Annotated in this window: 23 protein-coding genes and 1 tRNA gene; 13 read left to right on the forward strand and 11 right to left on the reverse strand. The window is 58.4% G+C overall.

The genetic code is table 11. From position 1 onward, the window contains the following. The first annotated feature begins 90 nt into the window (after nucleotides 1–90). The 9 genes from AC2FLJ_RS18300 (at nucleotide 91) to speB (ending at nucleotide 9,752) form a co-directional block, all read left to right on the forward strand. Nucleotides 91–384: a (2Fe-2S)-binding protein gene (locus tag AC2FLJ_RS18300; protein ID WP_108859208.1), complete on the forward strand. Its 294-nt coding sequence runs from the start codon at nucleotides 91–93 to the stop codon at nucleotides 382–384. Beyond that, nucleotides 332–817, forward strand: coding sequence for a bacterioferritin (bfr, locus tag AC2FLJ_RS18305; protein WP_496696452.1), 486 nt, complete (start codon nucleotides 332–334; stop codon nucleotides 815–817). The genes AC2FLJ_RS18300 and bfr overlap by 53 nt, the downstream gene beginning before the upstream one ends. After that, nucleotides 777–2,324, forward strand: a complete 1,548-nt coding sequence (locus tag AC2FLJ_RS18310; RefSeq protein ID WP_496696523.1) for a di-heme oxidoreductase family protein — start codon at nucleotides 777–779, stop codon at nucleotides 2,322–2,324. The genes bfr and AC2FLJ_RS18310 overlap by 41 nt, the downstream gene beginning before the upstream one ends. A 3-nt stretch (nucleotides 2,325–2,327) precedes the next feature. Further along, a complete protein-coding gene (locus AC2FLJ_RS18315; protein ID WP_496696454.1) occupies nucleotides 2,328–3,338 on the forward strand; it encodes an imelysin family protein in 1,011 nt (336 codons plus the stop codon). Between the two features lie 3 nt (nucleotides 3,339–3,341). Further along, the gene (locus tag AC2FLJ_RS18320; protein ID WP_496696456.1) at nucleotides 3,342–4,427 is read left to right on the forward strand and encodes a DUF1513 domain-containing protein; all 1,086 of its coding nucleotides are present in this window, start codon (nucleotides 3,342–3,344) and stop codon (nucleotides 4,425–4,427) included. Nucleotides 4,428–4,528: 101 nt separating this feature from the next. After that, nucleotides 4,529–6,418: a biosynthetic arginine decarboxylase gene (gene speA / locus AC2FLJ_RS18325; RefSeq protein ID WP_282121101.1), complete on the forward strand. Its 1,890-nt coding sequence runs from the start codon at nucleotides 4,529–4,531 to the stop codon at nucleotides 6,416–6,418. A 22-nt stretch (nucleotides 6,419–6,440) separates the two neighbouring features. Beyond that, nucleotides 6,441–7,664, forward strand: coding sequence for a saccharopine dehydrogenase family protein (locus AC2FLJ_RS18330; protein ID WP_496707063.1), 1,224 nt, complete (start codon nucleotides 6,441–6,443; stop codon nucleotides 7,662–7,664). Between the two features lie 79 nt (nucleotides 7,665–7,743). Then, the gene (gene nspC, locus AC2FLJ_RS18335) at nucleotides 7,744–8,913 is read left to right on the forward strand and encodes a carboxynorspermidine decarboxylase (protein ID WP_496707065.1); all 1,170 of its coding nucleotides are present in this window, start codon (nucleotides 7,744–7,746) and stop codon (nucleotides 8,911–8,913) included. After that, nucleotides 8,910–9,752 carry an agmatinase gene (gene speB, locus AC2FLJ_RS18340; RefSeq protein ID WP_496707067.1) on the forward strand — a complete coding sequence of 281 codons (843 nt, stop codon included), beginning with the start codon at nucleotides 8,910–8,912 and terminating at the stop codon, nucleotides 9,750–9,752. Before nspC ends, speB begins: the two co-directional genes overlap by 4 nt. Here speB and AC2FLJ_RS18345 read toward each other — a convergent pair. Next, nucleotides 9,749–10,339, reverse strand: a complete 591-nt coding sequence (locus AC2FLJ_RS18345; protein ID WP_058275703.1) for an HD domain-containing protein — start codon at nucleotides 10,337–10,339, stop codon at nucleotides 9,749–9,751. The genes speB and AC2FLJ_RS18345 overlap by 4 nt on opposite strands. 100 nt (nucleotides 10,340–10,439) lie before the next feature. On the opposite strand from AC2FLJ_RS18345, the gene AC2FLJ_RS18350 reads away from it, so the two are divergent. Further along, entirely contained in the window at nucleotides 10,440–11,270 is an 831-nt protein-coding gene (locus tag AC2FLJ_RS18350; RefSeq protein ID WP_496707069.1) for a LysR family transcriptional regulator, read from the forward strand. Here the strand turns inward: AC2FLJ_RS18350 and lptF are convergent. From lptF to AC2FLJ_RS18365, 3 genes are all read right to left on the reverse strand, one after another. Then, the gene (gene lptF, locus AC2FLJ_RS18355) at nucleotides 11,267–12,406 is read right to left on the reverse strand and encodes an LPS export ABC transporter permease LptF (protein WP_282170984.1); all 1,140 of its coding nucleotides are present in this window, start codon (nucleotides 12,404–12,406) and stop codon (nucleotides 11,267–11,269) included. The genes AC2FLJ_RS18350 and lptF overlap by 4 nt on opposite strands. 182 nt (nucleotides 12,407–12,588) lie before the next feature. Beyond that, nucleotides 12,589–12,759, reverse strand: coding sequence for a hypothetical protein (locus tag AC2FLJ_RS18360; RefSeq protein WP_496707071.1), 171 nt, complete (start codon nucleotides 12,757–12,759; stop codon nucleotides 12,589–12,591). 285 nt (nucleotides 12,760–13,044) lie between these two features. Further along, nucleotides 13,045–13,120, reverse strand: a tRNA-Trp gene (locus AC2FLJ_RS18365). A gap of 143 nt (nucleotides 13,121–13,263) precedes the next feature. Between AC2FLJ_RS18365 and AC2FLJ_RS18370 the strand changes: the two genes are divergently transcribed. Further along, nucleotides 13,264–13,971 carry a lysophospholipid acyltransferase family protein gene (locus tag AC2FLJ_RS18370; RefSeq protein WP_496696472.1) on the forward strand — a complete coding sequence of 236 codons (708 nt, stop codon included), beginning with the start codon at nucleotides 13,264–13,266 and terminating at the stop codon, nucleotides 13,969–13,971. On the opposite strand, the gene AC2FLJ_RS18375 is transcribed toward AC2FLJ_RS18370, so the two are convergent. The 5 genes from AC2FLJ_RS18375 to AC2FLJ_RS18395 form a co-directional block, all read right to left on the reverse strand. Then, nucleotides 13,968–14,213: a MoaD/ThiS family protein gene (locus AC2FLJ_RS18375; RefSeq protein WP_170559220.1), complete on the reverse strand. Its 246-nt coding sequence runs from the start codon at nucleotides 14,211–14,213 to the stop codon at nucleotides 13,968–13,970. The genes AC2FLJ_RS18370 and AC2FLJ_RS18375 overlap by 4 nt on opposite strands. Then, nucleotides 14,206–16,461 carry a xanthine dehydrogenase family protein molybdopterin-binding subunit gene (locus AC2FLJ_RS18380; RefSeq protein ID WP_496707074.1) on the reverse strand — a complete coding sequence of 752 codons (2,256 nt, stop codon included), beginning with the start codon at nucleotides 16,459–16,461 and terminating at the stop codon, nucleotides 14,206–14,208. The genes AC2FLJ_RS18375 and AC2FLJ_RS18380 overlap by 8 nt, the downstream gene beginning before the upstream one ends. Continuing rightward, nucleotides 16,461–16,940: a (2Fe-2S)-binding protein gene (locus AC2FLJ_RS18385; protein ID WP_058278395.1), complete on the reverse strand. Its 480-nt coding sequence runs from the start codon at nucleotides 16,938–16,940 to the stop codon at nucleotides 16,461–16,463. Before AC2FLJ_RS18385 ends, AC2FLJ_RS18380 begins: the two co-directional genes overlap by 1 nt. Then, a complete protein-coding gene (locus tag AC2FLJ_RS18390) occupies nucleotides 16,937–17,803 on the reverse strand; it encodes an FAD binding domain-containing protein (protein WP_496707076.1) in 867 nt (288 codons plus the stop codon). The genes AC2FLJ_RS18385 and AC2FLJ_RS18390 overlap by 4 nt, the downstream gene beginning before the upstream one ends. A 129-nt stretch (nucleotides 17,804–17,932) precedes the next feature. Then, complete coding sequence (locus AC2FLJ_RS18395) at nucleotides 17,933–21,145, reverse strand: reductive dehalogenase (RefSeq protein ID WP_496707078.1); 3,213 nt, start codon at nucleotides 21,143–21,145, stop codon at nucleotides 17,933–17,935. Nucleotides 21,146–21,221: 76 nt separating this feature from the next. Here AC2FLJ_RS18395 and AC2FLJ_RS18400 point away from each other — a divergent pair, with 76 nt between their 5' ends. Then, on the forward strand, nucleotides 21,222–22,124 hold the full coding sequence (locus tag AC2FLJ_RS18400; protein WP_282170990.1) for a LysR family transcriptional regulator: 903 nt from the start codon (nucleotides 21,222–21,224) through the stop codon (nucleotides 22,122–22,124). Here the strand turns inward: AC2FLJ_RS18400 and AC2FLJ_RS18405 are convergent. Then, nucleotides 22,115–22,966, reverse strand: coding sequence for a LysR substrate-binding domain-containing protein (locus AC2FLJ_RS18405; protein WP_282170991.1), 852 nt, complete (start codon nucleotides 22,964–22,966; stop codon nucleotides 22,115–22,117). The genes AC2FLJ_RS18400 and AC2FLJ_RS18405 overlap by 10 nt on opposite strands. Nucleotides 22,967–23,069: 103 nt before the next feature. Between AC2FLJ_RS18405 and AC2FLJ_RS18410 the strand changes: the two genes are divergently transcribed. After that, nucleotides 23,070–23,771: an SDR family oxidoreductase gene (locus AC2FLJ_RS18410; protein WP_496696479.1), complete on the forward strand. Its 702-nt coding sequence runs from the start codon at nucleotides 23,070–23,072 to the stop codon at nucleotides 23,769–23,771. Between the two features lie 2 nt (nucleotides 23,772–23,773). Here AC2FLJ_RS18410 and AC2FLJ_RS18415 read toward each other — a convergent pair whose 3' ends face one another. Beyond that, on the reverse strand, nucleotides 23,774–25,045 hold the full coding sequence (locus tag AC2FLJ_RS18415; protein WP_282170993.1) for an NAD(P)/FAD-dependent oxidoreductase: 1,272 nt from the start codon (nucleotides 25,043–25,045) through the stop codon (nucleotides 23,774–23,776). Nucleotides 25,046–25,075 lie beyond the last annotated feature (30 nt).

Genomic DNA, 25,075 nt, shown 5'->3' on the forward strand with positions numbered 1-25,075 from the left:
CTTGTGAGGTACCTTTGATCTGTTGCCTCTGGACGCTTCCAAATTAACTTACTAATACAGTAAGAAATACAACTCAGAGCCCTGATTGCCATGATCGTATGCCACTGCACAAACATCTCGGATCACGATATCCGCGCGGCCATCGATTGGATGCGCACGTCTGATCCTTACGCGGTCATTACCCCTGGTAAAATCTACCATGCCCTTGGAAAATCAGCAGATTGTGGCGGGTGCATGCCGCTTTTCCTAGACTCGATGCGCTCCAGCGATAAGTTGGAGGTCCCGATGCAGCTTCGCGCACTTCGCAGCGAGGTAACACAGGAGAATGCAGATGAAGGGCGACCCCAAGGTCATAGAGTATCTCAACAAATCTCTGCGGCATGAGCTAACGGCGGTCAGCCAGTATTGGCTGCATTACCGCCTGCAGGAAGATTGGGGCCTTGGCCACATGGCCAAGAAAAGCCGCGAAGAATCTATCGAAGAAATGGAGCACGCAGACAAGCTGATCGAGCGAATCATTTTCCTGGGCGGTCACCCGAATCTGCAACAACTTGACCCGTTGCGCATCGGCCAGACCCCAAAAGAGACGTTGGAATGTGATCTGGCCGCAGAGGTCGACGCCCGGGCCTTGTACAAGGAAGCGCGCGAATACTGTCAGAGCGCTGGCGACTACGTCACTATGTCTCTGTTTGAAGGATTGCTGGCGGATGAGGAAGGGCATATCGATTTCCTCGAAACGCAGCTCGACCTGCACGAAAGGATTGGCGAAGCCAATTATGCGCAACTCAACGCATCGAAAATGGACGAAGGCGAGTAAGCTTGCCCTTCTGCCGGTGGCCGCCCTTGCGGCCACCCAATCCCTGTCGGCAGAGCTGCGGGATCTTCACCTCAACTACCTTCCCAGAACCGAAGACGAACAAGAGAGGATTGCGCGGGTAACCACCGAACCTGACGATTTCAGCGCGTCGCAGCGCTTTGAAGAGTTGCCCGGTGGGGCCGCAACTGTCCGCGTGCGCACCGACGCAGATGCGTTTTCGCAGCCCTCGGGCAACCTGAGTTTCGAGCAGGAGCTTGACTTCAAAGTCGGCAACGGACTGTTCAAGAAAATCTGGGTGTCATCTCCGTCATCCACACTGGCTTCGGATGGGTTGGGGCCGCTGTACAACGCACGATCCTGCCAACGCTGTCACATCAAAGACGGGCGCGGGCATACGCCCAACGGGTCAGATGACAACGCGATTTCGATGTTCCTGCGCGTGTCCATCCCTGGTACATCCGAAGACGGATACGCCGAGATCGAAGACTACATCGCCACCCTGCCCGAACCGAATTACGGCGGGCAGATGCAGGATCTGGCCCTTCCCGGCCACCCGGCAGAATACAGGCTGGATATCACTTACGAGGACGTTCCCGTCACGTTGGCTGATGGGGAAACCATTATCTTGCGCCGCCCGACCTACGAGGCTGCGGATCTGGGTTATGGCCCGCTGCACCCCGACGCCATGATAAGCCCACGCGTAGCCCCGCAGATGATCGGCCTGGGACTGCTCGAAGCGATCCCGGTCGAGGATTTGTTGGCGAACGCGGACCCCGAAGACGGGAACGGCGATGGAATCTCCGGCCGCCCCAACATCGTATGGGCGATTGAATATGGCGCGCCGATGATGGGCCGGTTTGGCCACAAGGCAGGCATGCCCACGATCATGGAGCAATCCGCAGCGGCCTTTGCCGGGGATATCGGCATCTCCAGCCCGCTCTACCCGGCTCCGCATGGTGACTGCACCACTTCGCAGGTCGATTGCGTGAACGCACCGCATGGTGATGGCGACGACCGGACCTTCGAAATCGATCAAACCGGCATGGATCTGGTCGCCTTCTACAGCCGGAATCTGGGTGTTCCGGCCCGGCGGAATATGAACGACGCTGACGTGTTGCGCGGCAAGCAGGTGTTCCACGACACCGGGTGTGCATCGTGCCACACGCCCTCGTTCGTGACGCATCGTATGGAAGACCGTCCCGAGCATAGCTTTCAGCTGATCTGGCCCTATTCGGACCTGCTGCTGCACGACATGGGCGAAGGTTTGGCCGATAATCGGCCCGAAGCGCGCGCCACGGGTCGTGAATGGCGCACGCCGCCGCTTTGGGGAATCGGCATGACCCAGCAGGTGTCAGGACATACGCAGTTTCTGCATGACGGGCGCGCGCAGTCGTTACTTGAGGCGATCCTGTGGCACGGCGGTGAGGCGCAGGCAGCGCGTGACGCTGTCGTCGAGATGCCAAAACCCGACCGCGATGCCCTTATCCGTTTTCTAGAAAGCCTTTGACCCATGCGCGCCTTCGTACTTGCCCTTTCCCTGACATTGCCGCTTAGCGCCTATGCGAAAGAGCGCGGCCCGATCCTGTCCGACGCCATCGAGGCGCACATCCTGCCCGGCTATGCCAGACTGACGGAGACCACCGATGCATTGGCCGAGGCAGCGCAGACAGATTGCAACCCAACCTCGGTCGCGCTTCGCACTGCTTACCACGCGGCGTTTGACGACTGGATTTCAGTCAGTCATCTGCGCTTTGGCCCATCTGAGGCAGAAGACCGCGCGTTCGCATTGGCGTTTTGGCCCGACACCAAGGGCTTTACGCCCAAAGCCCTGTCCGGCCTGATCGCTGCCGAAGACACAGCCATCCAGTCACCCGACACGTTCGCGGAAACCTCCGTGGCCGGTCGCGGTTTTTTCGCGCTGGAACTGATGCTCTACGATCCACGGTTCACCGATCTGGGCAGCGCAGAGTATCGCTGCGCGCTGATGCAGGCCATAACCGCAGATATCAACCGCAATGCCGGGGCAATTGATGCAGACTGGGCGGGCAACGCGCCCGCATTGGCAAACCCGGGCGAAAACAGCCCATACCGGTCTGAAGACGAAGCCATGCAAGAGCTTTACAAGGCCCTGATTACCGGTCTGGAATTCACGGCCGATACCCGCCTTGGTCGCCCAATGGGAAGTTTCGATCGCCCCCGCCCCAAACGCGCCGAGGCGCGGCGTTCAGAACGTTCGTTGCGCCATGTGGAGTTGTCTTTGACCGCCCTGCGTGACCTTGCCGCGCGTCTGTCTGCAGATCACCCGGACATCGCCGCCGATCTGGATGACGCATTCGCTGCTGCCATCGATCGGGCGCAGTCGCTGGACGATCCGGCATTTGCCGGGGTGGCAACCCCACAGGGAAGATTCCGCCTTGAGGCATTACAGCAATCCATCAACGATATCCGCGTCATTGCCTCGACCGAGCTTGGCCCCACACTGGGCATCAATGCCGGGTTCAACTCACTGGACGGGGATTGAACCGTGAAAAGCCGTCGAAGCTTTCTCGCTGGGTTGGCTGCCGCCAGCCTTGCGCCCATTCGTGGATGGTCCGCTGTCGGCGCACCGGATTATCTGGCCGCCGCACTGTTCCCGGATGGGACTTTTCGGCTGGCCGGGTTGGATACGGGCGGTGACATCCTGTTTTCTCTGCCGTTGCCCGCGCGCGGGCACGCGGCGGCGGCGCATCCCCACCACGCGCAGGCGGTGGCCTTTGCACGCCGTCCGGGAACATTTGCAATCGTCATCGACTGCGCGACCGGCACACAGGCCGCTGTGTTAGAGGCACCGAGGGGCCGCCATTTCTATGGGCACGGCGTGTTCTCAACCGATGGAACGCGGCTGTTCACCACTGAAAACAATTTTGAGACTGGTCAGGGCGTGATTGGTGTCTGGAACACAGATGGCTACACACGAATTCGCGAGTTCGCTTCGGGCGGTGTCGGTCCCCATGACATGCGTCTCATGCCAGATGGTCGCACATTGGTTGTGGCAAATGGCGGGATCGAAACCCACCCAGAAACAGGAAGAACCAAGCTCAACCTGCCCGTGATGCAACCGCGCCTGACCTATCTGGACCAAAATGGCGGGGTTCTTGAGCAGGTGGAACTGCCACAAGAGCTGCACAAAAACTCGATCCGCCATCTGGCGGTGCGACCTGACGGTTTGATCGGCTTTGCGATGCAATGGCAGGGCGATACATCGCAACATCCTCCCCTTTTGGGTTTGCATCGCCGTGGCGAAAAGCCCCTGCTACTCAGCGCGCCCGACACTGACCAAAGCACGTTGCAGGGATATGCGGGCAGCATCGCGTTTTCCGGTGCAGGCGAAACAGTCGCTATCACCTGCCCCCGCGGCAATGCCGTGCACCGTTTTCGGGTCGCGGACGGACAGTTTGATGGCGTCTTCCTGCACGAGGATGTTTGCGGCCTTGGCACCGCATCAAACGGGTTTGTGTTCACAACCGGGACAGGAGTCATCGGGCAATTGTCCACAAACAAGGCCCAAATATCCAACCGGGCTGATTGCCAATGGGACAACCATTTGATCCCAATTCGCACAGCTGCATGAATTCGGAAAATTCCGCCCCATAGATTACACTTGGAAGAATCATATAGCTGCCGTATTGGCGGGCGCGAAACTGGCACCCTGACTTACAAGGACTGACTTGATTGAAACACACGCCCGACGCACCGCATTCCATCTACGGAGTTGAGAAATGGGGCAAAGGTCTCATTGAGGTGACGGAGCAGGGCGAAATCGGTCTGCGCAATCCGATGGCCCCCGAGGCCGAAGCGATCAGCTTACCGGGTATTCTCAGTGATCTAGATGAACGCGGCATCAAAGCGCCGATGATACTGCGCGTCAGTTCTTATCTGGAACACGAGATTGTCCACATTAACGAGAGCTTTCGCGATGCGATTGCACGCACCGGCTACAAGGGCAGCTATCGCGGTGTTTTCCCGATCAAGGTGAACCAGCAAGCGCAGGTGGTCGACCGGATTGTCGAGTTCGGCAAGAAATACAATTATGGGCTTGAGGCCGGGTCAAAGCCTGAACTGGTGGTGGCCTTGGCGCATCGTCTGGCCAGCGAGGCGCTGATTGTCTGCAACGGCGTCAAAGATGCCGAGTTCATTCAGTTGGCCATCCTCAGCCGCAAGATCGGGTTCAACACGGTTATTGTTCTGGAAAGCCCGAAAGAGGCTGACACAGTAATCCAAGTCTATAACGAACTGGGCATCGAACCCCTGATCGGTGTGCGGGTCAAACTGACCAACCAGATCAGCGGCAAGTGGGAAGAAAGCTCGGGTGATCGATCGGCCTTTGGCATGAATACAGATCAGCTGGTCGCTACGGTGGACAAGCTGAAGGCGGCGGGCTTGCTGCATTGCCTGAAGCTGCAGCATTCACACCTGGGCTCGCAGGTGCAGGACGTCAACGATGTACGCCGCGCGGTGGGCGAAGCCTGCCGGTATTACACCGAACTGACGCGCGAGGGCGTGCCGCTCACCCATCTGGACCTCGGCGGCGGTATGGGCGTGGATTACACAGGTGAGAAGAAGGCCGCCGAGAACTCGATCAACTACACGGTCGAGGAGTACTGCGCCAATGTTGTCGAGACCGTTGCCTACGCGATGGATGAGGCAGAAGTGAACCATCCTACGCTGGTTACCGAAAGCGGCCGCGCCGTGGTGGCGACATCGTCGATGCTGGTGTTCAACGTGCTGGAAAGCACGCTTTACGATGCGCCCAACGGCCCCGAGGTCGAAGCGGAAGATCACCATCTGGTCTCAGATCTGGCGGCAATCAACGGCTATCTCAGCAGCGACCGGCTGCAGGAATGCTGGAACGACGCGAATTTCTACCGCAACGAACTGCGCGCGCTGTTCCGCCGCGGCTATGTGGACCTGCGCCAGATGGCCCGGGCTGAACGGATCTACCTGTCGCTGATGGCCCGTCTCAAGGCGCTGGCCGCAAGCGACGACCTGGACACGGATGTGGATGATCAGCTTGAGAAAGTGGCCGATATCTATCACTGCAACTTCTCACTGTTCCAGTCGCTGCCTGATGTCTGGGCGATCGACCAGCTACACCCAATTGTGCCCCTGCAGGGCCTGAACCAAACGCCTGATCGTCGCGCGGTTCTCTCCGATATCACTTGCGACAGCGACGGCAAGATCGACCGGTTCATACTGGCCGACGGCGTCTCGCCCAGCCTGCCGGTACATTCCCTGCCCGAGGATCAGGAATACCTCATGGGCGTCTTCTTCGTCGGTGCCTATCAGGAAACGCTGGGCGATCTGCACAACCTGTTCGGCGACACGAACGTCGTCACAATCGACCTGCGCGCGGACGGCGGCTTTGACCTGCTGCACGAGCAAGAGGGCGACACGATCAGCCAGGTTCTGTCGTATGTCGAGTTCGACCCCAACGATTGTGTCGCCGCGTTCCGTAAAATGGTGGACGAGGCGATCTCGACCGGTACTCTGATGGCCAAGGACCGCAAAACCCTGATGAGCGCCTATCGCGACTCCATCAACGGCTACACCTATTACGAATAACCCCAGAGAGGAGATGACCCCCATGGGAACTTTGAGTGGCAAAACACTGGTTGTCGGCGCAGGCGGCGTATCGCACGCGGCCGTGCACAAGATGGCAATGAATTCGGATATCTTCACCGAAATCACTCTGGCCAGCCGCACGAAATCAAAATGCGACGCCATCGCGAAGGCAGTGAAAGATCGCGTGGGCGTTGACATCGCCACGGCGGAGCTGGACGCTTACAAGGTCGAAGATACTGTCAAACTGATCAAGGACACCGGGGCCGAACTGCTGGTGAACCTCGCCCTGCCCTATCAGGATCTTGTGCTGATGGATGCGTGTCTTGAGGCGGGCATTCATTATCTCGACACTGCGAACTATGAACCCGAAGACGTGGCCAAGTTCGAATACCACTGGCAATGGGCTTATCAGGACCGGTTCAAAGAGGCAGGCCTGACTGCCATCCTCGGTTCGGGCTTTGATCCGGGCGTGACCAGCGTGTTCGCCAAATGGCTGAAGAAACACAAGCTGGACACCATTCGCCAGATCGACGTTCTGGATGCCAATGGCGGTTCGAACGATCAGGAATTCGCCACCAACTTCAACCCCGAGATCAACCTGCGCGAAGTGCTGGCCGAAGTGCGCCACTGGGAAAACGGCGCATGGCATACCAGCCCGGCGATGACCACAAAGGTCGAATACGATTTTCCCGCCATCGGCCAGAAAAACATGTACCAGATGTATCACGAGGAATTGGAGTCGCTTACAACCCACTTCCCCGAGATTGAGCGTGCCCGCTTCTGGATGACCTTCGGCGACGCCTACATCACCCACGCCAAAGTGCTGGAAAATGTCGGCATGACCCGCATCGACCCAGTGATGCATGACGGCAAGGAAATCATCCCGATCCAGTTCCTGAAAACATTGCTGCCCGACCCTGGCGATCTGGGCGCAGAAACCAAGGGCAAGGCTTGCATCGGCGACATCGCCACGGGTCAGGCCAAAGATGGCTCGGGCGAGAGGACCTATTACATCTACAACATCTGCGATCACGAAGAATGTTACGCAGAGGTCGGATCACAAGCGGTCAGCTACACCACCGGTGTCCCCGCCATGATCGGTGCAGCGCAGGTGCTGAAAGGCAACTGGAACGAACCCGGCGTGTGGAACATGGAACAGCTCGACCCGGATGACTTCATGGACATGCTGAACGAGCACGGCCTGCCGTGGCAGGTCCACGAACTCGAAGGCCCAGTCGAGTTTTAAGCCTTAGCCCGGTGGCAACGCCGGGCAGCACCCACCCGCGGCCGGGGCACTGCCCTCCGCACTGTTCGGAGATCAAACCGTGTCGGAATTGATGACCACACAGGCGGGCGACGCCGGCGCCTTCCGCGCGTTCGACCTTAGCCGCGTGCCAACCCCCTGCTTCGTGGTCGACGAAAAGGCCGTGGAACGGAATCTGATCATCCTGTCCGAAATCGGCACCCAATCCGGCGCGCATGTGCTCAGCGCGCTCAAAGCGTTCTCGATGTTCGCGTTGTCCCCACTGGTGCGCCAACACCTTGGTGGCACCTGCGCGTCGGGTATCTATGAGGCGCGTTTGGGTCGCGAAGAATACGGTGGTGAAGTCGCAACCTTCTGTGCGGGTTACAAGGATTCCGATATCGACGAAATCCTGTCCCTCTCCGACCACATCATCTTCAATTCTCCGGCGCAAAAGGACCGCTTCCTCGCCAAGGCCCAAGCCACAGGCGTTCAGGTTGGCCTGCGCATCAACCCGGAGCATTCCGAAGGTGAGATTCCCAAATACGACCCTTGCGCGCCCTGCTCTCGCCTTGGAACACCAGTCAGCCAACTGTCAGCCGAAACCCTGACTGGCGTAGACGGGCTGCATATGCACACGCTCTGCGAACAGGGTTTCGAACCATTGCAGCGTACTTGGTCTGCTGTAGAATCGAGGCTCAAACCGTTCCTCGGTCAGCTTAAATGGCTGAATTTCGGCGGCGGTCACCACATCACCCGTTATGACTATGACCGCGAAGGGCTGGTGGCGTTTATCAAAGACATTCGCGAAATGTACAACCTCGACGTCTATCTCGAACCTGGTGAGGCCGTGGCGCTGGATGCGGGCATCCTGATCGGTGAAGTTCTCGACCTGCCTACCAACGGCATGGACCTTGCGATTACAGATATCTCGGCCACCTGCCACATGCCCGACGTGATCGAAGCCCCCTACCGCCCTGCCCTGATGAACGAGGCAGAAACGGGCCACACCTACCGACTGGGCGGCCCCTCCTGTCTGGCGGGCGATGTGATCGGCGACTACACATGGGATCGACCACTGGCAATCGGCCAGCGCTTTGCCTTCCTCGATCAGGCGCACTATTCGATGGTCAAGACCAACACGTTCAACGGTGTTCCTCTGCCTACCATCGCCTTGTGGAACAGCGAGACAGACGAACTGAAGATCATCAAACAGTTCGGCTATGACGACTTTAAGGACAGACTCTCATGAGCATTTTCCTCGACAGTGAACTGACCGCATTTGAGCGCACCCAAGATGCCCGCTTTCGCATAATCCCGGTGCCGCTAGAGCGCACGGTCTCTTACGGCTCGGGCACGGCCAAAGGGCCTGATGCCATCATCGAAGCCAGCAATGAGCTGGAACGCACCACCGGACACGCCGAGCCATGCGTCGAGGGGATCTTCACCGAAGAACCGGTGGATTGCGACGCCGCCCTGTCCGAGATCATGGAGCGCCTTGCCCAGCGCACCGAAGCCGCTGTTCGCGCTGGTAGGGTTCCAGTGACTTTGGGCGGAGAGCATTCCCTCAGTTACGGCGCCGTCATGGGAGTGGCCCGCGCGTTAGGTCAACCCATCGGCATAGTTCAGATCGACGCCCATGCTGACCTGCGCAACGCCTATCAGGGGGAAAAACACTCCCATGCTTCGGTCATGCACCTGCTGGCCGAAGAAGGCGTTCGATTGGCTCAGTTCGGTGTCCGTGCCTTTTCGACTGAAGAGGCACAGAGCCGCCTGAAAAACCACATCTTCCACGTGGATGCAGAAGATCTGGTCACAAGCAATATCCACGCTGTCGACCTGCCAGAGGATTTCCCCGAGCTGGTCTATGTCAGTTTCGATGTCGACGGGCTGGACCCGGCGATCATGCCCGCCACCGGAACTCCGGTGCCCGGTGGCCTGGGATATTATCAGGCGTTACGGCTGGTAGAACACACCCTGAAAGGCCGCAAATGCATAGGCTTCGACGTGGTGGAACTGGCCCCAAACGGCAATGCCGCCTGGGACTTCACCGCCGCGCAGATCGTTTATCGCCTGATGGCTGCCTGTTAACCCTCGGACGTTTCGTTCAGTTCCATATGGCCTTCGCCCTTGTTCAGGACGCGGCGCAGCATGGGTTCAAAGAACTCAAGTGGTTTGGTCGGATACTCGGGATCAAACGCCTTCTGATCGTATTCATGGCAGAAGTAACGGCAGTCCTCCCAATAGGGGCTGTCGCGGTACTTGTCGCGGGCGTTACGATCACCACCCAGGTGGTGATTGTAGTAATAGCCTTGGAACACGCAGTGGTGTTTTAATATCCAGTGGGTTTTCTCGCTGACATAAGGTTTCATCATCGCTGCCGACAACTCACCGTGGTTATACGGTGACAGAATATCTCCGGTGTCATGGATCAGTGCCGCGACCACCAGTTCTTCATCCGCACCATCCTCGTGGGCACGCGTCGCGGCCTGAAGGCTGTGCTGGTAACGATTTACCGGGTAAGGCGTCCACGCCTCGTCCAGGGAACGGATCGCGTCCAGGATTCGGTCTGGAAGGGCGGCGTTGAACGCCTCTTCATACTCCATGACGGCGTCCCAATCGGCTTTGGTCGCCTCTTCAAAACTGGTCCAGGTGGGTTTGTGGCTTTTGTCCAGCATGATGTTTCCTCTGGCTGATCTGCTACCGCCAGCATATCCGAAGGCAACAGCTGAAAAAAATGAATTGATTTTATCACTTCGATCAAAAAATACTTTCGACATGCAAATCAAAGCCTTTGAGACATTTCTGTGCGTTGCAGACACCGGTGGCTTCCATGCCGCTGCACGACACCTCAACATCACTCAGACAGCGGTCAGCGCCCGTATCAAACTGATCGAAGAGGAAACCGGAAAGCCCTTGTTCACTCGAGGCGTAGGCGGCACCAACCTGACAGAATTCGGACGGCAGTTTAGACCCTATGCCGAGCAGATGTTGTCATTGTGGTCCTTCGCCTCTCGTGACCTACCGGGGCAGACACCGCACCGGATAGCCCTTCGCCTTGGTGCACAGCTCAGCGTTTGGGATCCATTGCTGGTCGATCTGGCCGTTCGCTATGAACAACGCCATGGCCAGCTATTGCTGACCCTGAACTACGATCATGACCTCAACATGGTCGAGGCCGTGGCGACGCATGTATTGGATGCAGCACTGACCCACGAAAAACCATCTGATCGGCGCGTTCTATATCACGAACTGGCACCGGAACGTTTATTGTTGGTCGAAACCCTCGGCGCGGGCAAAGACCCAGTTTTCGTAAATCTCGAGTTAGGCGAAGTTTATCAGGACCACGCGCGGTCAGCAGCGCGCAAAGCGGCAGGACAGACGCTTTTTTTGGGCAATTGCATGATGGGCCTGCGGTATGTTTTGCAGCGCGGCGGCACGGGGTACTTCCCCGAATATGTTATTCAGGATCAATTGAACGAAGGTACCTTGGTGCCGGTTGCCGAAGCGATAGACCTGATGTTGCCGCTTTATCTGGTGACCCGGCGGGACAGCGAAGCCTTCGACGACGTGGTGGCCTGCCTGACCGAACTGCGTGCGGCGGATTAAGCTTGAGACAAGGCTCCATTCGCCCCCCGCGATCGGGTGCGCAGCAATGGCCGCCCGGCGATCAACAGGAACACGCATGAAATCAAGACGCCGACAATCGCCGGAAGATAAAGCAAAATCCACAGGTTTGGATCATCAATCACGACCGGGGACACAAAGCCCCGGACCCCCTCCAACAGGACCAAAATCGTGAAAGCTCCGAATATCTGTGGCCACAGCCCAAAGCGCGAAAAACTGCCCAGCATCAGCGTTGAAAAACCAGCCATCGCCACCGCGATACAAATGGCGATCCATGAAAAACGCTGATGCAGCTCTTCGATCAGTTCCCCTTCCGAGAACTGCTCGGTCGCAAGAATACTTTCCCGGCCCTGCAAAAGCTCGAGCGTTGGGATCGCCTCAAGACTGCGCATGGCGTTGGTGTCTGAATTTGTGAGTTCCGAGATGTCATAAGAGGCATCCGCAAAAAGCGTCGAAGACAGCGTCCTGCCTTCCGGGTTCAGGCGCAATGCGATCCCGTCCACCATCACCAGATGAATGCCGGAGCCATTGTTGACCAGATAGGCCGTCTTGCTGGAATAGCTGACCGGGCTCTCTTCATCCCGACGATCCGAAACAAAAACCTCGGATAACGTGCCGTCGAGATCAATTTTCCCGATGTAAACCGTAACACCCTGCGCGGGATGCAGAAATTCACCTTCATTCAAAAGCTGAGCGGTGACATCCCCCGCGACCTCGGCCTGACGCTGTTCCAATTGTTCAACTGACGCGGGGCGCAGGAAGACACTGATCGCGGCCATCATCAAGCCAGTTACGATGCCAAATACGAACACTGCGCGCGCCAATCTCCAGGGGCTGGTCCCGGTGGCCAGCATCACTGTCATCTCGCTTTCACGGCTCAGGCGGTTGGTGGCATAGACGGCTGCAGCAAACACCGCCATTGGCATCACAGTGCGGATCAGGGTCGGCAGGGTCAGTGCGGTAAATTCCAGAAACACCATCGCGGGTTGGCCGCCGCTGATCACCCGGTCAAACAGGCTGACGGAACGGGTAATCCAGAATACACCCACCAGAACCAAGGTGAAAAAGCCGAACAGAATCAGCAGTTGCCGCAGGAAGTAACCATCAAAGCGCGACATGAACCCTCTTCCGCCTGTCTGTTGTGGGCAGGACCATAGGCCATTCTACTGGCGTAGGAAACCGGGATTGACCCTTTGACAGCAGGGCGCGGGAAGAACGATGTCTGGACAAAGTAAGATTGCGAACTTCACTCCCCAAAAACAAGGCAGGTAAAGGTCAAAATTCTTTATTTCTGAATTACTTAGAAGATCACGTAGTGATGGACACCGGTCGCGACAACGACAGACGCGGCAATGACTGCGACAGACGCATAGTCGGTTAGTTTGAACTTGCGCTTCTTAGGATGCATCGTCCATTCAGCCCACTTCTTTTGGTCTTCCGTCAGTTCCGAACCTTCACCATACGCCATCATTACTACCTCAAACTTGACATCGCTAAGTCGACAAACTTTCGCCAGTATTTTGACACAAACCGAATAAATCAAGTAAAAACACTGGGTTCTTACCGGGTTAACCTGACGGCAGGCTCGGCGCCTGGGCTCTGAAAAGCATTCATAAACATCCAACCTCTCGAAAATCCTCGCTCGTCTGACCATAGCGATCCGATAATTTTCCATGAAGCGGCCTGCAGTGGTGCGCCCCGACGAACGAGAGCAATTCACAAGGCTTCCACCGATTCTAGGTTTTCATTGGAGGAATGGCAGGGGCAGCAGGGTTCGAACCCGCGACCTACGGTTTTGGAGACCGTCGCTCTACCAACTGAGCTATACCCCTAAGGTGCGCATCAAATATGCCAGCCGCGCAGCGGACTCAAGAGGCTTTTTCAAATTCCGCGCGACTAATGCACGCGACAAACAAGTTGCGTGCAGCGTTTAGTTCTATAAGACACGGTTTGGTCAGTACGAGGGACCCAATCCGTGAGTATCCGCAAAAAGATCGCCGACAGCGAAGCCGTTTTGAACTGGGCCGCGCGCCGCATCGCAAGTTATATCCGGATGGTCAATCGCAACACCAAATGGCAGCGTATCGGATACGAAGAACTGGATCAGCTGGCCGAACAAGGTGAGCCGGTGATCGTGGTGCTGTGGCATCAAAGGCTGGCGCAGTCGCCGTACTTCTTCCCGCTGGACAAAGGACGCATCTGCTCAATCACTTCGTCTGCGCGCGCAGGCAGCATGGTGGGTCGGGTGCAGAAATTGTTCGGAATGGACACGATCGCCATGGCCAGCAAACATAAAAGCAACGTTGCCGTCTCGCGAGAAGTGATCGGTAAGATCAAACAAGGGATTTCCATCGGCATCGCTGCTGACGGACCACGTGGACCCGAGCGTGTGCTTTCCACGGTGCCATTGGTTTGGGCGCGCACATCTGGCAAACGAATCTTCGGGATCACCTTTTCTGCACATTATGGCAGCGAAGCGGGTACATGGGATCGTCTTTTGATGCCCCGCCCCTGGCGAAACAAGGGAGTCTTTCTGTGCCGCGAGTGGACCGAGACCGTGCCTCGCAAAGCATCCGAAGAGAAAATCGAAGAGCTGCGCCAAAGCCTTGAGCAGCATATGAACGATATCACTGCTGAAGCCGACCGCATGGTCGGGCGCGAACCGTGGTCGCCAGAGGCCTAACCGCCCCTTAACCGCTGCATCAGGTAAACTTCGCTGCCTTCAGGGATTGGCTCGGTCAGCCCTGTGGCTATAACACGGCCATCAATTGCAATAGACACCCCGGCATCAATAGGGCCTTGAAGCTGCGGGTGGGCGAGCACCAATGCGCGTAACAGATCTCCGGTCGTCTTGGCTTCAACCTCGACGACCTGCTGGCCCCCGGTCAATGACCGGAGGCCGGACCAGAGATGAACTTCAACCATCGTCCTTGAGCGCGGCCAGAATACGCGGCGGCGACATCGGCAACTGACGCATGCGCACGCCAGCCGCATGGGACACGGCGTTGGCAATGGCGGCCAGAGGCGGCACAATGCCGGTCTCGCCGACGCCTCGTACACCGAAGGGGTGACCGGGGTTGGGCACTTCGACAATCACCGTGTCGATCATCGGCAGGTCACTGGCGACGGGGATGCGATAGTCGAGGAAGATCGAGTTCTGCAGGCGACCATCCTCGCCATAGATGTATTCCTCGTTCAGCGCCCAGCCTATGCCTTGCGCAGCACCGCCCTGATACTGCCCTTCCACATAGGTTGGGTGGATCGCCTTACCGGCATCCTGGATGACCGTGTAGCGGGTGATCGCAGTCTTGCCGGTTTCCGGATCAACCTCGGCATCGACGATATGGGTACCAAAGGACACGCCTGCGCCTTCCGGGGTCGCTTCGAAATGGCCTGAGATCGGTCCGCCTGTCGAGCCCATATGAGCCGTGATATCAGCCAGTGGCCGCGGATCGAAATCACCGGCATTGGGGCCAGAGGGCACCGCACAGCCGTTTTCCCATTTGACTGCGTCGGTCGGAATTCCCCAGCTGGCCGCCGTGCGTTCGCACAGTTTTTCGACCGCGTGTTTGGCTGCTTTGATGGTTGCCAGACCGGAGGCGTACGTCACGCGAGAGCCGTGGCTGACGTCGTTGTACCCAAGCGTCGCTGTATCGGCGATGGTCACCCGGATGTTTTCGTAGGGAATGCCCAGCACCTCAGCCGCCATCAGCGCCATAGATGCACGCGAGCCGCCGATGTCCGGCGTACCGACCATCAACTGGGCCGAACCGTCCTCGGACAGAGATAGCGAGACCGAAGTTTCACCACCGTGGTTAAACCAGAACCCGCAGGAGATGCCGCGCCCCTGCCCTGGTTTCAGCGGCGCCGAGTAGTGCGGATGCGCCTTGGCGGCTTCCAACGTCTCAACCAGCCCGATGCGCTCGTAACGCGGACCATAGCTGGCTTTGGTACCCTCATGCGCGGCATTCTTCAGACGCACATCAACAGGATCGAGGCCCAGCTTTTTGCACAGCTCGTCAATCACCGATTCAACCGCAAAAGCCCCCATCGGCGCACCGGGTGCACGATAGGCCGCCTGTTTCGGGCGGTTGGCCATCACGTCATAGCCGATCTGTTTGACGTTGGTCAGGTTGTAGGGCGCAAAGGCGCACATGGCGGTCATGTCACCAGGCGCTCCGGGGAAGGCCCCACCCTGCAGGCGGAAAACGCCCTGCGCGGCAGAGATGGTCCCGTCCTTCTTCATCCCGATCTTGATGTCCATCGACGCCGACGAAGTGGGACCGGTTGCCCGAAACACTTCGGATCGGGTCATCACAACCTTGACCGAGCGGTTGGCCTTGCGGCTCAGCGCCAGCGCAACGGGTTCGATAAAGACGGTTGTCTTGCCGCCAAAGCCGCCACCAATCTCGGATGCCGTCACGCGCAGCTGCGAGGTTTCGATACCCAGCAGCGCCGCGCAGGTCTTCTGTGCGATCCAGTGTCCCTGGGTCGTGCACCACAGCTCACCCTTACCGTCATTTCCCAGCATGCCCAAACAAGCATGGGGCTCGATATAGCCCTGATGGGTCGCCTCAGTGACAAAGCTGTCTTCGATGACCAGATCGGCCTCGGCAAAACCGGCTTCGACATCGCCGTGCCCACTTTCATGGTAGCGAACGACGTTCGGGTGCATGCCTTCGGGCACCGAGTAATCCGCCGCACCTTCGCGAATGACAGGCGCATCTGAGGCCATCGCCTTATCCACATCAGTAACGTGGGGTAGCACCTCGTATTCGACCTCAATCAGCTTGAGCGCATCACGCGCTGCAAGGGCAGACGTAGCTGCTACAGCCGCAACGGCGTGTCCGTCATACAGAGCCTTTTCGCCTGCCATGACGTTTTCCAGAACATTCCAGAATTCGCCCTCCAGTCCCGGTTTGAACGGGACGTCCGCAAAATCCGCGCGGGTCACGACGGCTTTAACATCCTTGTGCGCCTCGGCTTTCGACGTGTCAATTTTCACAATCCGCGCATGGGCGTGAGGCGAGCGCAGGATCGCGCCGTGCAACATACCGGGTGCCGACATATCGGCCCCGAACTTGGCGCGGCCCGTAACCTTGTCCAACCCATCGGGACGGTTCGGTCGCGTGCCAACAAAAGTGAATTCAGATTTGCGATCGTCGAGTGCCATTACGAAGCCTCCCGCAGTTCTTCTGCCGTTTCCATGACGGCGCGAATGATCTTGTCATAACCGGTGCAGCGGCACAGGTTCCCTGCCAACCAATACCGGGTTTCCTCTTCGGTCGGGTTGGGGTTCTTTTCCAGCAGCGACTTGGCCGCGACCAGAATGCCCGGTGTGCAGATGCCGCACTGAAGCGCGGCGTGTTCAATAAACTTCTGCTGCAGCGGGTGCAGAACGTCGCCGTCTGCGATGCCCTCGACCGTTTCGATCTGCTTGCCATCGGCCTCTACCCCCAGCATCAGGCAGGAACAGACCAGGCGCCCGTCAACCGAGACGGAACACGCGCCGCAGTCACCTGTACCACAGCCTTCTTTCGCGCCGGTCAGGTTCAGCTTGTCGCGCAAACAGTCCAGCAGGGTTTCGCGCGGGTCGCAGAGGTATTCAACCGAGTCGCCGTTTACAGTGGTGGATACGTGGAACTTGCTCATGCTTGTTCTCCCTTCGCACGGGCATAGGCGATTTTCGCGGCGCGCTTGGCCAGAACGCCAGCGACCTCGGTGCGGAACGCGATGGTGCCGCGCTTGTCGTCAATCGGGTTGCACGCAGCGGATGCCGCAGCAGCCAGCGCATCAAGCGCGGCGTCGTCCAGTTTACTGCCGATGATGGCCTTGGCACAGTCTTCGACCAGCAGAACGGTCGGGGCGACAGCACCCAGCGACACGCGGGCTTCGGCAACAGTGTCGCCGTCCAGACGCAAGTTCACGCCTACACCAACGACGGCAATGTCCATTTCGGTCCGCGGTATGAACCGCAGATATGCGTCGCCGCCATCTTCACCCCGTGCGGGAATGTGCACGGCCGAGACCAGCTCACCCTTGGACAGCGACGTTTTGCCGGGGCCGGTCGGAATTTCTTCGACAGCAACTTCGCGATCACCACTTGGGCCTGTCACGGTAACGGTCACTCCGGCGGCGACCATAGCAGGCACAGAATCGGCCGCAGGAGAGCCATTGCACAAGTTCCCGGTCAGCGTTGCGCGCCCCTGCACTTGGGTTGATCCGATCAGGTCCATCGCCTCAACTACGCCGGGCCAATCGCGGCCCAATTCGGAATGTTCGCTCATCTCGGCACCGGTGGCCGCGACGCCAATCGTCCAGCTGCCATCGGCATTGCTGATGATGTCGCTGACGCCGTCGATCTTTTTGATGTCGATCAGCGTGTCGGGGGTCACAAGTTCCGAGCGCAGCTGCACCAGAACATCGGTGCCTCCCGCCAGAAACCGGGTAATGCCCGTCGCGCTCGCGGCCAGAGCCGACGCCTCGGCAAAGCTGGCGGGGCTGTGATAATCCATGAAAATACCTCGCACCTGTTGATCAGGATTCACTGGGGTTCGCAGGGGACGTTAGTGCAGCTACCCCACGGCGTCCATGGCTGGAACGACCAATTTTTGTGTTTATCGAAGTCGTTTTCAGACCTCAGATCAGAGGTCGAGTTCAATCACACCGTCAGGTTCAGCCGCGCGGCTTTGACACAAGATGATCGCGCCCTCGCGCTGTTTGTTGGACAGAACGAAATCACGATGCTCAATATCGCCGGAAACCACACCGCATTTGCAGACGCCACATATGCCGTCGGCGCATTTCACATCCACATGAATACCCGCCTCGTTCAATACCTGAGCGGCATCTTTGTCTTTGGGGACGGTCAGTTCCCTACCCGACTTCGCCAGCTTCAACGTGAAGGAGTGATTTTCATATTCCGGCTGTTCGGGGACTGAGAAATACTCCAGGTGCCGCGCCTCTTCGGGATATCCCTGCCGGTCGGCCGCTTGCATGACACCGTCCATGTAGCGATCCGGTCCGCAGGTATAGACGTGCCACCCTTCCTGATAACCCGACAGGACTGCATCCAGATCGGCGCGCGTTCCTTCATCCGAGAAATGAAAATGCACGTGGTCGGCCCAGGGCATCGCCGCCAGATCGTTCAGGTACCCGGCCCCAGCACGGGTGCTGGCGGAATAGTGTAACGCGAACGGCTTGCCCAGCGCATGCAACCGATGAGCAAATGCAATCATCGGGGTGATGCCGATCCCACCACCCATCAGGAAGGTCTTTGTTGCAGTTTCATCCAGTTCGAAATGGTTGATCGGTTTCGAGATGAAGACCTTGCGCCCCTCGCTGAAGATTCGATGCAACAGGGCCGAACCGCCGCGACCTTCATCCTCGCGCAGAACGCCGATCTGATAGACTGACCTGTCCGACGGGTTCCCCGACATTGAGTACTGGCGCAGAAACTCAGGCGCGACCAGCACATCCAGATGCGCCCCGGCGGTCCAATCCGGTAACGGCGCGCCATTCAGGGCCGAGAATTCATACTTGGTCACACCCGCCGTCATCTTGTCGACCTTGGTCAGCGTAACTCGCATCACCGGCGCATCGCCCGCGATCGAGTAACGATGCACGATCGAAGTATCCCCTGCTGCCTTGCGGTTTTTGTATTCTTCGGCTGACACCATCGCCTGATAGGCCGCAATCCCGGCCTCGCGGTCCATCGCAAAGGGATATGGCCACGGATGGGGGGCCAGATAGGCAGGATAGACGGCTAATGTCTGATCTTCGAACTGCAGGTCCAGATCCGTTTGCAAGTCACGCCGGTTCAGCGGATGTTTCGTCGGGCGGTAAGCTCCATCCGCCTGCAATTCAATATCCCACCACCATTTCTTGGTGTCGTTCAATCCGCCATTACCCACGGCATCGTCCAGTTTCGCCAATGCCGGCGCGGCTTTCGGGATGTTCATCGCGGCCCAGCGGAACGGGCGTTCCTTGAAGATACCCTCAAGGTTCCACGGGCAGGTCTTCATGCAACGCCCGCACATTGCACCGCCAGGGGTGGTCACGCGATAGGTCGCACATTTCTGACTGTCGGATTTCCAGATCTCATAGCCGTTGAACATGAGTTTCGGCCCCGCGGTGATTGCCCCAGAAGGACATTCGCGCGCGCATTTGTTGCAGCTTTCACAGAAAGTCTGCAGGCCAAAATCAATCGGTTTGTCGTGCTCCATCGGCATGTCGGTTGTCACCGCGCCGGACTTGAGCCGGGGCCCGAGATAAGGGTTCAGGATGACCTCGCCAATCCGGCTGACCTCGCCCAATCCAGACAGCAGCAAAAGCGGCGGCTGAAGCACTTCGCCATCCATGACCGTATGCGCCTTGGCTTTGTAACCGAGGTTGCGGATCTGCTGCGCAATTACACCGCCCAGTAGCGAAAACCGCAGATAAGCGCGCATTGACTGGGCAACTGCGATCCAGTCATCGCCGCTGGACCCCTCCATCGTTTCATAGCCCTGGTCGATGATCATGCTGATGGCCTGATCGTGGGTCGGGTTGATCTCTTCTCCGGTCGCGTCGTGAGAGTACCACGCCCATTCAGGACAACGGCTGAGACCCACGGCATCGCCTCCAATGAAATAGGTCGCGGCCTTGATATTCGCGGCATTTCGGGCGGCATCGGTCGGGCGCGGGCCATCCGCGCTGTCGCCATCCTGCAAAAGCACAAATGCGCCCAGTGAACGGCGTTGCGCGAAACTGGGGGCGGCCTTGCGCACGTAGTGCCCCCCCCTGGCTGCATCCTGCAGCGGTTTGCCCATATCCCCGAATTGTGCGCGGGCAAACATGTCGGCGCGTTTGGGAACGCGGGCCACGTTTTCTTCGTCGATGTAGGTCGTCGGGTCCTCGACGCGCTTAAGCTTCTCGAACGGATGCGCCCCGTCCACGTAGCGTCGTTTGGCGTAAGCATCCCGGTTCAGCGCGTTCTTGGCGAACCCCGTTCCCAGCCACCACGCCGGACCCTGAGTGCGAAACCACGGTTGCTGCGCCATGGATTGCAGGGGTCGATCATGCGCAATCTCCATCTCGGTTGTAACAGCTGCCAGACCAAACCGCTTGCCTAGCCACGGCACAACGACATCGCCGTTCTCGACCGAGGCCAAACCAGCCGCCACCGCCAGCTTGCCCAGATCAACCTCAGAGGACATCGCGGTATGCGCCCGCGCATCGAACCCCAACAATCGGATATAGTTGGCAATCACCACCGCATTTTCGGTCGCCAGCAAACAGGAACGGTGATCCTGCGCATCCATGATCCAATCAGAGCCGGGCTCATCCGGGTTCGGATCACGGTTGTGTTCATAGACAAAGACGATGGCGTGGCGGTGGGTGTCCATCGGCTTGGGCGCGGCCTCCATGCTTTCTTTCAAGTCGGCCATGATGACATCAATACCCGACGCCAGCGTCTTGGTCTGCCGGGTCTTCAGCGCATGGGCCAGTCGATCTATGTCGGGGTTACGACGCGGCTGGGGCAGCATCGCCTCGGCAAGCAAAGGCCCGCACCCCATCATCGACGCGTCATTGAAATAGCCAAAGGCCTTCAGGTGATGCGCCCGCGCGCTCGGATCAGCCGGGATTTCAGAGGGCACAGCATTCACGAACCCATCACGAATAGCGTCCATCATCGCCTGAAACTCACCCATTGCGTTGACGATGCTTTCAGGCTGATCCGGCCGGTGAAAACTGAGTACGGGCATCGGCGGCACGGCAGACAGGTCCGGCACAACGCTCTGACGTGCCAGCCGCTCCGACGGATAAGGCCCCATGTGGACCGGCCGGTTCTTGTCCGAGAAAAAGCGGATCCCCATCGTGCGCCTCCTGATTTCTAGGTCTCACCTAATGCGGCGTGGACAGTAAATCCATTCATGAATAATCATAAGCGGTATGAGCAAAACAGATTTCATGGATCTGGATGGCAAAGTCCTGAGGGTCTTTCTGACCATTCTCGAAGAAAACTCGGTATCCAAGGCCGCAGATCGGCTTGGCGTGACGCAATCGGCCATCAGCCACACCCTGTCCAAACTTCGGGTGGTTCTGGGCGATCCGTTATTTATCAGATCAGGGCAAGGTCTGACCCCTACTGAGCGCGCCTTGTCCTTGAAAGACCCCGTGCAGCAGGTTCTGGACAATATGCGCGCACTGACCGAGGACCGCCCGTTCGACCCGCTGTCCGAAGAGATGGTCTTTCACATCGCCACAAACGACATGCCGAGGGAATTGATTTTCCCGCAATTGCTGCAAAAAGTACGGACCGAAGGCGTGCGGCTAGGGTTGGGGTTTATCCCATCAGGTGTTCCAGACCCTGAGCTGCTGCGCAGCGATCGGTGTCAATTGATGCTGACACCTTTGCCGCCGGATGGACCGGACATCTTTCAAAAGCGCATCCTCAGCAGTCCGTTGATGATCTACTATGATGGCACACGACGATCTCCTCCGGACAGTTGGGAAACCTATTGCGAAACCGAGCATGTCGAAGTGCGCTTTGCCGATGGCCGCAGCTCGCGCGCTGTTATGCGGGGTGTCGATCAAAACCAGATCAGGCCACCGACGGTTACCCTGCCGCATTTCAATGCCATTACCTCATTTGTGAAAGGCGGCGACCTGATTTCAACCGATACGGCGTTGATGAAACACGGGCCGCTACATGCGTTGGATTGTGCACCTCTGCCCTTCGCGTGCGACCCTGTCTCTATCTACATGGTCTGGCACCAAAGATCTTCCAACGACCCGGCACATCGCTGGTTGCGTGACAGGATCGAAGCCATCGCAGCGACGCTTCAGGATTGAGACAGCAACCAGTCTTTCATCACTGCGACCAGCGCGGGTTGGCGTGGCTGTTTGGGTGTTACGATGTAAAAGCCCAAGTCCTCGACCAGCTCGTCCGGGATCGGGCGCACCAACTGACCGGCGGCCAACTGGGCAGAAACAAGCGGTTCGTTAGCAAGCGCAACACCCTGGCCCGACACGGCTGCGTCGATGGCAAGGCTGGTCTGGCTGAAACTCATCATCTTCGGCTTGCCCGTGATCCCTGCACGCTGCAGAAACAAAGGCCACAGCCCATGGGTGTCGTTCAGCAGAGTGTGCTTTGTCAGGTCAGCAGGATGCGCAATTCTGGCCGCCATCTCAGGACCGCAAACCGGAATGAAAGTTGTGGAAAACAGAGGCACTGCGACCACCCCGGATCCAAACGGCGCACGCCCTTGCCGAACAGCAATGTCGACACCGTCCCCCTGGAAATCCGCCAGCCGCTCCCGCGCGTCGACCTGCACGGCAATATCAGGGTGGTGCCGCGTAAAGTCCGGAAGTCGAGGAACCAGCCATTTCGAGGCAAAGCTGGGCGTGACAGAGATAGTAATTTGTCTGTCCCCAGAAAGATCCTCGACGGCCTCTTCGATCAGACGGAAGGCCCGGCGCAAGGGCGCATGGAACCTGCGCCCAGCCTCGGTCAGCGCAAGGCCACGCGGCAGGCGGTCAAAGAGCGTCACAGCCAATCGTGCCTCAAGCCCGCGTACCTGCTGGGCGACGGCACCTTGGGTGACGCCCAGATCCTCGGCAGCCAAGCGAAAGTTCAGATGCCGCGCCGAAGCTTCGAAGGCCCGCAAAGCGTTCAGAGGGGGAAGAGCCGCCATCGTAGCACCCTGTAGTTTTTCTACATCATAAGGCCAGCAGAACTGATTGGTCAATCAGATCGCCAAAGCGCATCTTCATGCCATCAATGAATGGAGAAATCACATGACCAAAGTGGCGCTGATAACAGCGGGCGGCAGCGGAATGGGCGCAGATTCAGCCCGACGTCTGGCCGCAGATGGATTTAAGGTCGGCATCCTGTCGTCTTCTGGCAAGGGTGAGGCACTGGCGCACGAACTGGGTGGTGTTGGCGTGACCGGGTCAAACCAGTCGACGGATGATCTGCAAAAACTGGTCGACACCGCGATGTCCCATTGGGGGCGCATCGACGTGCTGGTCAACTCGGCCGGTCACGGACCGCGCGCGCCAGTGCTGGAGCTGACGGACGAGGATTGGCACACCGGAATGGACGTCTATTTCCTGAACGCCGTCAGACCAACCCGGCTGGTGACACCTATTATGCAGAAGCAAGGTGGTGGATCGATCATCAACATTTCGACTTTCGCCGCGTTCGAGCCCGACCCTGTCTTCCCAACTTCCGGCGTGTTCCGCGCAGGTTTGGCCGCTTTCACCAAGCTGTTCTCGGATCATTACGCGGCTGACAACATCCGGATGAACAACGTCTTGCCAGGGTTCATCGACAGCCTGCCAGAGAAAGAGGAATTCCGCGCGCGCATCCCGATGGGCCGCTATGGACGCAGCTATGACGAGATCGCCTCGGTCGTGGCGATGCTTGCATCAGAGGGTGGCGGCTATATCACCGGTCAAAACATCCGGGTTGATGGCGGCATCACCCGCGCTGTCTGAGGTCAGAACCGCGCTTTGACAAAATGGATCAGCGCCGCGCCGGTTTCAAAATAGGCGCGGCGTAGCCCTGTCCACTTTTCCTGATATTCTGGGACTGCGGGCACCGGCAAAAGGCTTGGGTCGTCCTGCAACAGACTTTGGGCAACAAGGCGGCCAAAGACAGTGCCTGGCCCGATTCCACGCCCCGAAAATCCATGAACGGACAGAGCATTGGGACCAATCTGCGTAATCTTCGGGATGTGGTCTGACGTCATGGCGATGCGGCCATGCCACCCTTCGACCAATGGCTGATCGGCCAGTTGCGGATACAGCTGTGCCAGTTTGCGCTTGATCCAGCTCTTGTGAATCCCGCCGCCTGCCTGATCCAGATCACCCATGGCACCGATGATAAACCGCCCCTCTTGATCCATTCGGAACGAGGTCATGATCAGGTCTGTGTCCCAGCACCCCTCATCCCCCGGCAAAACGCTGGCGCGCAGATTGTCGGACAATGGGGCCGTGGCATATTGGAAATAATAGACCGGCACATAGGCGGGGGCCGATGCGGTCAGATCACGGTGATAGGCATTGGTCGCCTGAATGACCCATTTGGCGCGCACTGTGCGCCGAGCAGTCTTCATCACCCAGATTCCATCCATCTGCTGCATGGACAGAACCTGATCTTGCGTGGAAACCAACGCGCCAGCCTCAACCCCGGCACGCGCCAATCCGCGCACATATGCCAATGGCTGGATGGTTCCGGCGCGCGGATCGAACAGGGCGCCACCAAAGGCCGCACTGCCAGTGCGCTGCGCTGTCAGTTCTGCAGACAGCAACTCAACCGGTGCGCCAGCAGCGCTGAGTTGCGCGTGGCGGACCTGCAGATCCCGGAGACCCGCAGCCGAATGCGCACAGTGCAGAGTTCCGTTGCGCACAGGTTCACAGTCTATCCCATGCTGGTCGATCAGGCTGAACACCTCTGATGGAGCAGCAGCCAGAAGGTCAACCAGCCGATCCCCAACTATGTCACCCAGATGCGCGCGAATCTCAGCGGGCGGCAACCACAGCCCCGCATTCGCCAGCCCGACATTGCGGCCCGATCCGCCGTGGCCGATGTCATGCGCCTCAAGCAGACAGACCGAGGCACCAGCCTTGGCTGCAGTCAGGGCCGCAGAACAGCCGGTGTACCCACCACCGATCACCGCCAGATCAACAGTGATATCACCGGTTGAAACACTGGGTTCGACAAGTTCACGGCATGTGTTCAGCCAAAGGGACTGGTTGTGGTCGCTCACGTCGCGCTCCTTGAAATTGCGCGGATCATC

Source organism: Ruegeria sp. CDSA034 (genome assembly GCF_059612275.1).

Excerpts from the sequence above, each read along its gene's own strand:
- AC2FLJ_RS18300 (WP_108859208.1), top strand. The coding sequence starts at position 91 with ATGATCGTATGCCACTGCACAAACATCTCGGATCACGATATCCGCGCG.
- bfr (WP_496696452.1), top strand. The coding sequence starts at position 332 with ATGAAGGGCGACCCCAAGGTCATAGAGTATCTCAACAAATCTCTGCGG.
- AC2FLJ_RS18310 (WP_496696523.1), top strand. The coding sequence starts at position 777 with ATGCGCAACTCAACGCATCGAAAATGGACGAAGGCGAGTAAGCTTGCC.
- AC2FLJ_RS18315 (WP_496696454.1), top strand. The coding sequence starts at position 2,328 with ATGCGCGCCTTCGTACTTGCCCTTTCCCTGACATTGCCGCTTAGCGCC.
- AC2FLJ_RS18330 (WP_496707063.1), top strand. The coding sequence starts at position 6,441 with ATGGGAACTTTGAGTGGCAAAACACTGGTTGTCGGCGCAGGCGGCGTA.
- speB (WP_496707067.1), top strand. The coding sequence starts at position 8,910 with ATGAGCATTTTCCTCGACAGTGAACTGACCGCATTTGAGCGCACCCAA.
- AC2FLJ_RS18345 (WP_058275703.1), bottom strand. The coding sequence starts at position 10,339 with ATGCTGGACAAAAGCCACAAACCCACCTGGACCAGTTTTGAAGAGGCG.
- AC2FLJ_RS18350 (WP_496707069.1), top strand. The coding sequence starts at position 10,440 with ATGCAAATCAAAGCCTTTGAGACATTTCTGTGCGTTGCAGACACCGGT.
- lptF (WP_282170984.1), bottom strand. The coding sequence starts at position 12,406 with ATGTCGCGCTTTGATGGTTACTTCCTGCGGCAACTGCTGATTCTGTTC.
- AC2FLJ_RS18360 (WP_496707071.1), bottom strand. The coding sequence starts at position 12,759 with ATGATGGCGTATGGTGAAGGTTCGGAACTGACGGAAGACCAAAAGAAG.
- AC2FLJ_RS18375 (WP_170559220.1), bottom strand. The coding sequence starts at position 14,213 with ATGGTTGAAGTTCATCTCTGGTCCGGCCTCCGGTCATTGACCGGGGGC.
- AC2FLJ_RS18380 (WP_496707074.1), bottom strand. The coding sequence starts at position 16,461 with ATGGCACTCGACGATCGCAAATCTGAATTCACTTTTGTTGGCACGCGA.
- AC2FLJ_RS18385 (WP_058278395.1), bottom strand. The coding sequence starts at position 16,940 with ATGAGCAAGTTCCACGTATCCACCACTGTAAACGGCGACTCGGTTGAA.
- AC2FLJ_RS18390 (WP_496707076.1), bottom strand. The coding sequence starts at position 17,803 with ATGGATTATCACAGCCCCGCCAGCTTTGCCGAGGCGTCGGCTCTGGCC.
- AC2FLJ_RS18395 (WP_496707078.1), bottom strand. The coding sequence starts at position 21,145 with ATGGGGATCCGCTTTTTCTCGGACAAGAACCGGCCGGTCCACATGGGG.
- AC2FLJ_RS18400 (WP_282170990.1), top strand. The coding sequence starts at position 21,222 with ATGAGCAAAACAGATTTCATGGATCTGGATGGCAAAGTCCTGAGGGTC.
- AC2FLJ_RS18405 (WP_282170991.1), bottom strand. The coding sequence starts at position 22,966 with ATGGCGGCTCTTCCCCCTCTGAACGCTTTGCGGGCCTTCGAAGCTTCG.
- AC2FLJ_RS18410 (WP_496696479.1), top strand. The coding sequence starts at position 23,070 with ATGACCAAAGTGGCGCTGATAACAGCGGGCGGCAGCGGAATGGGCGCA.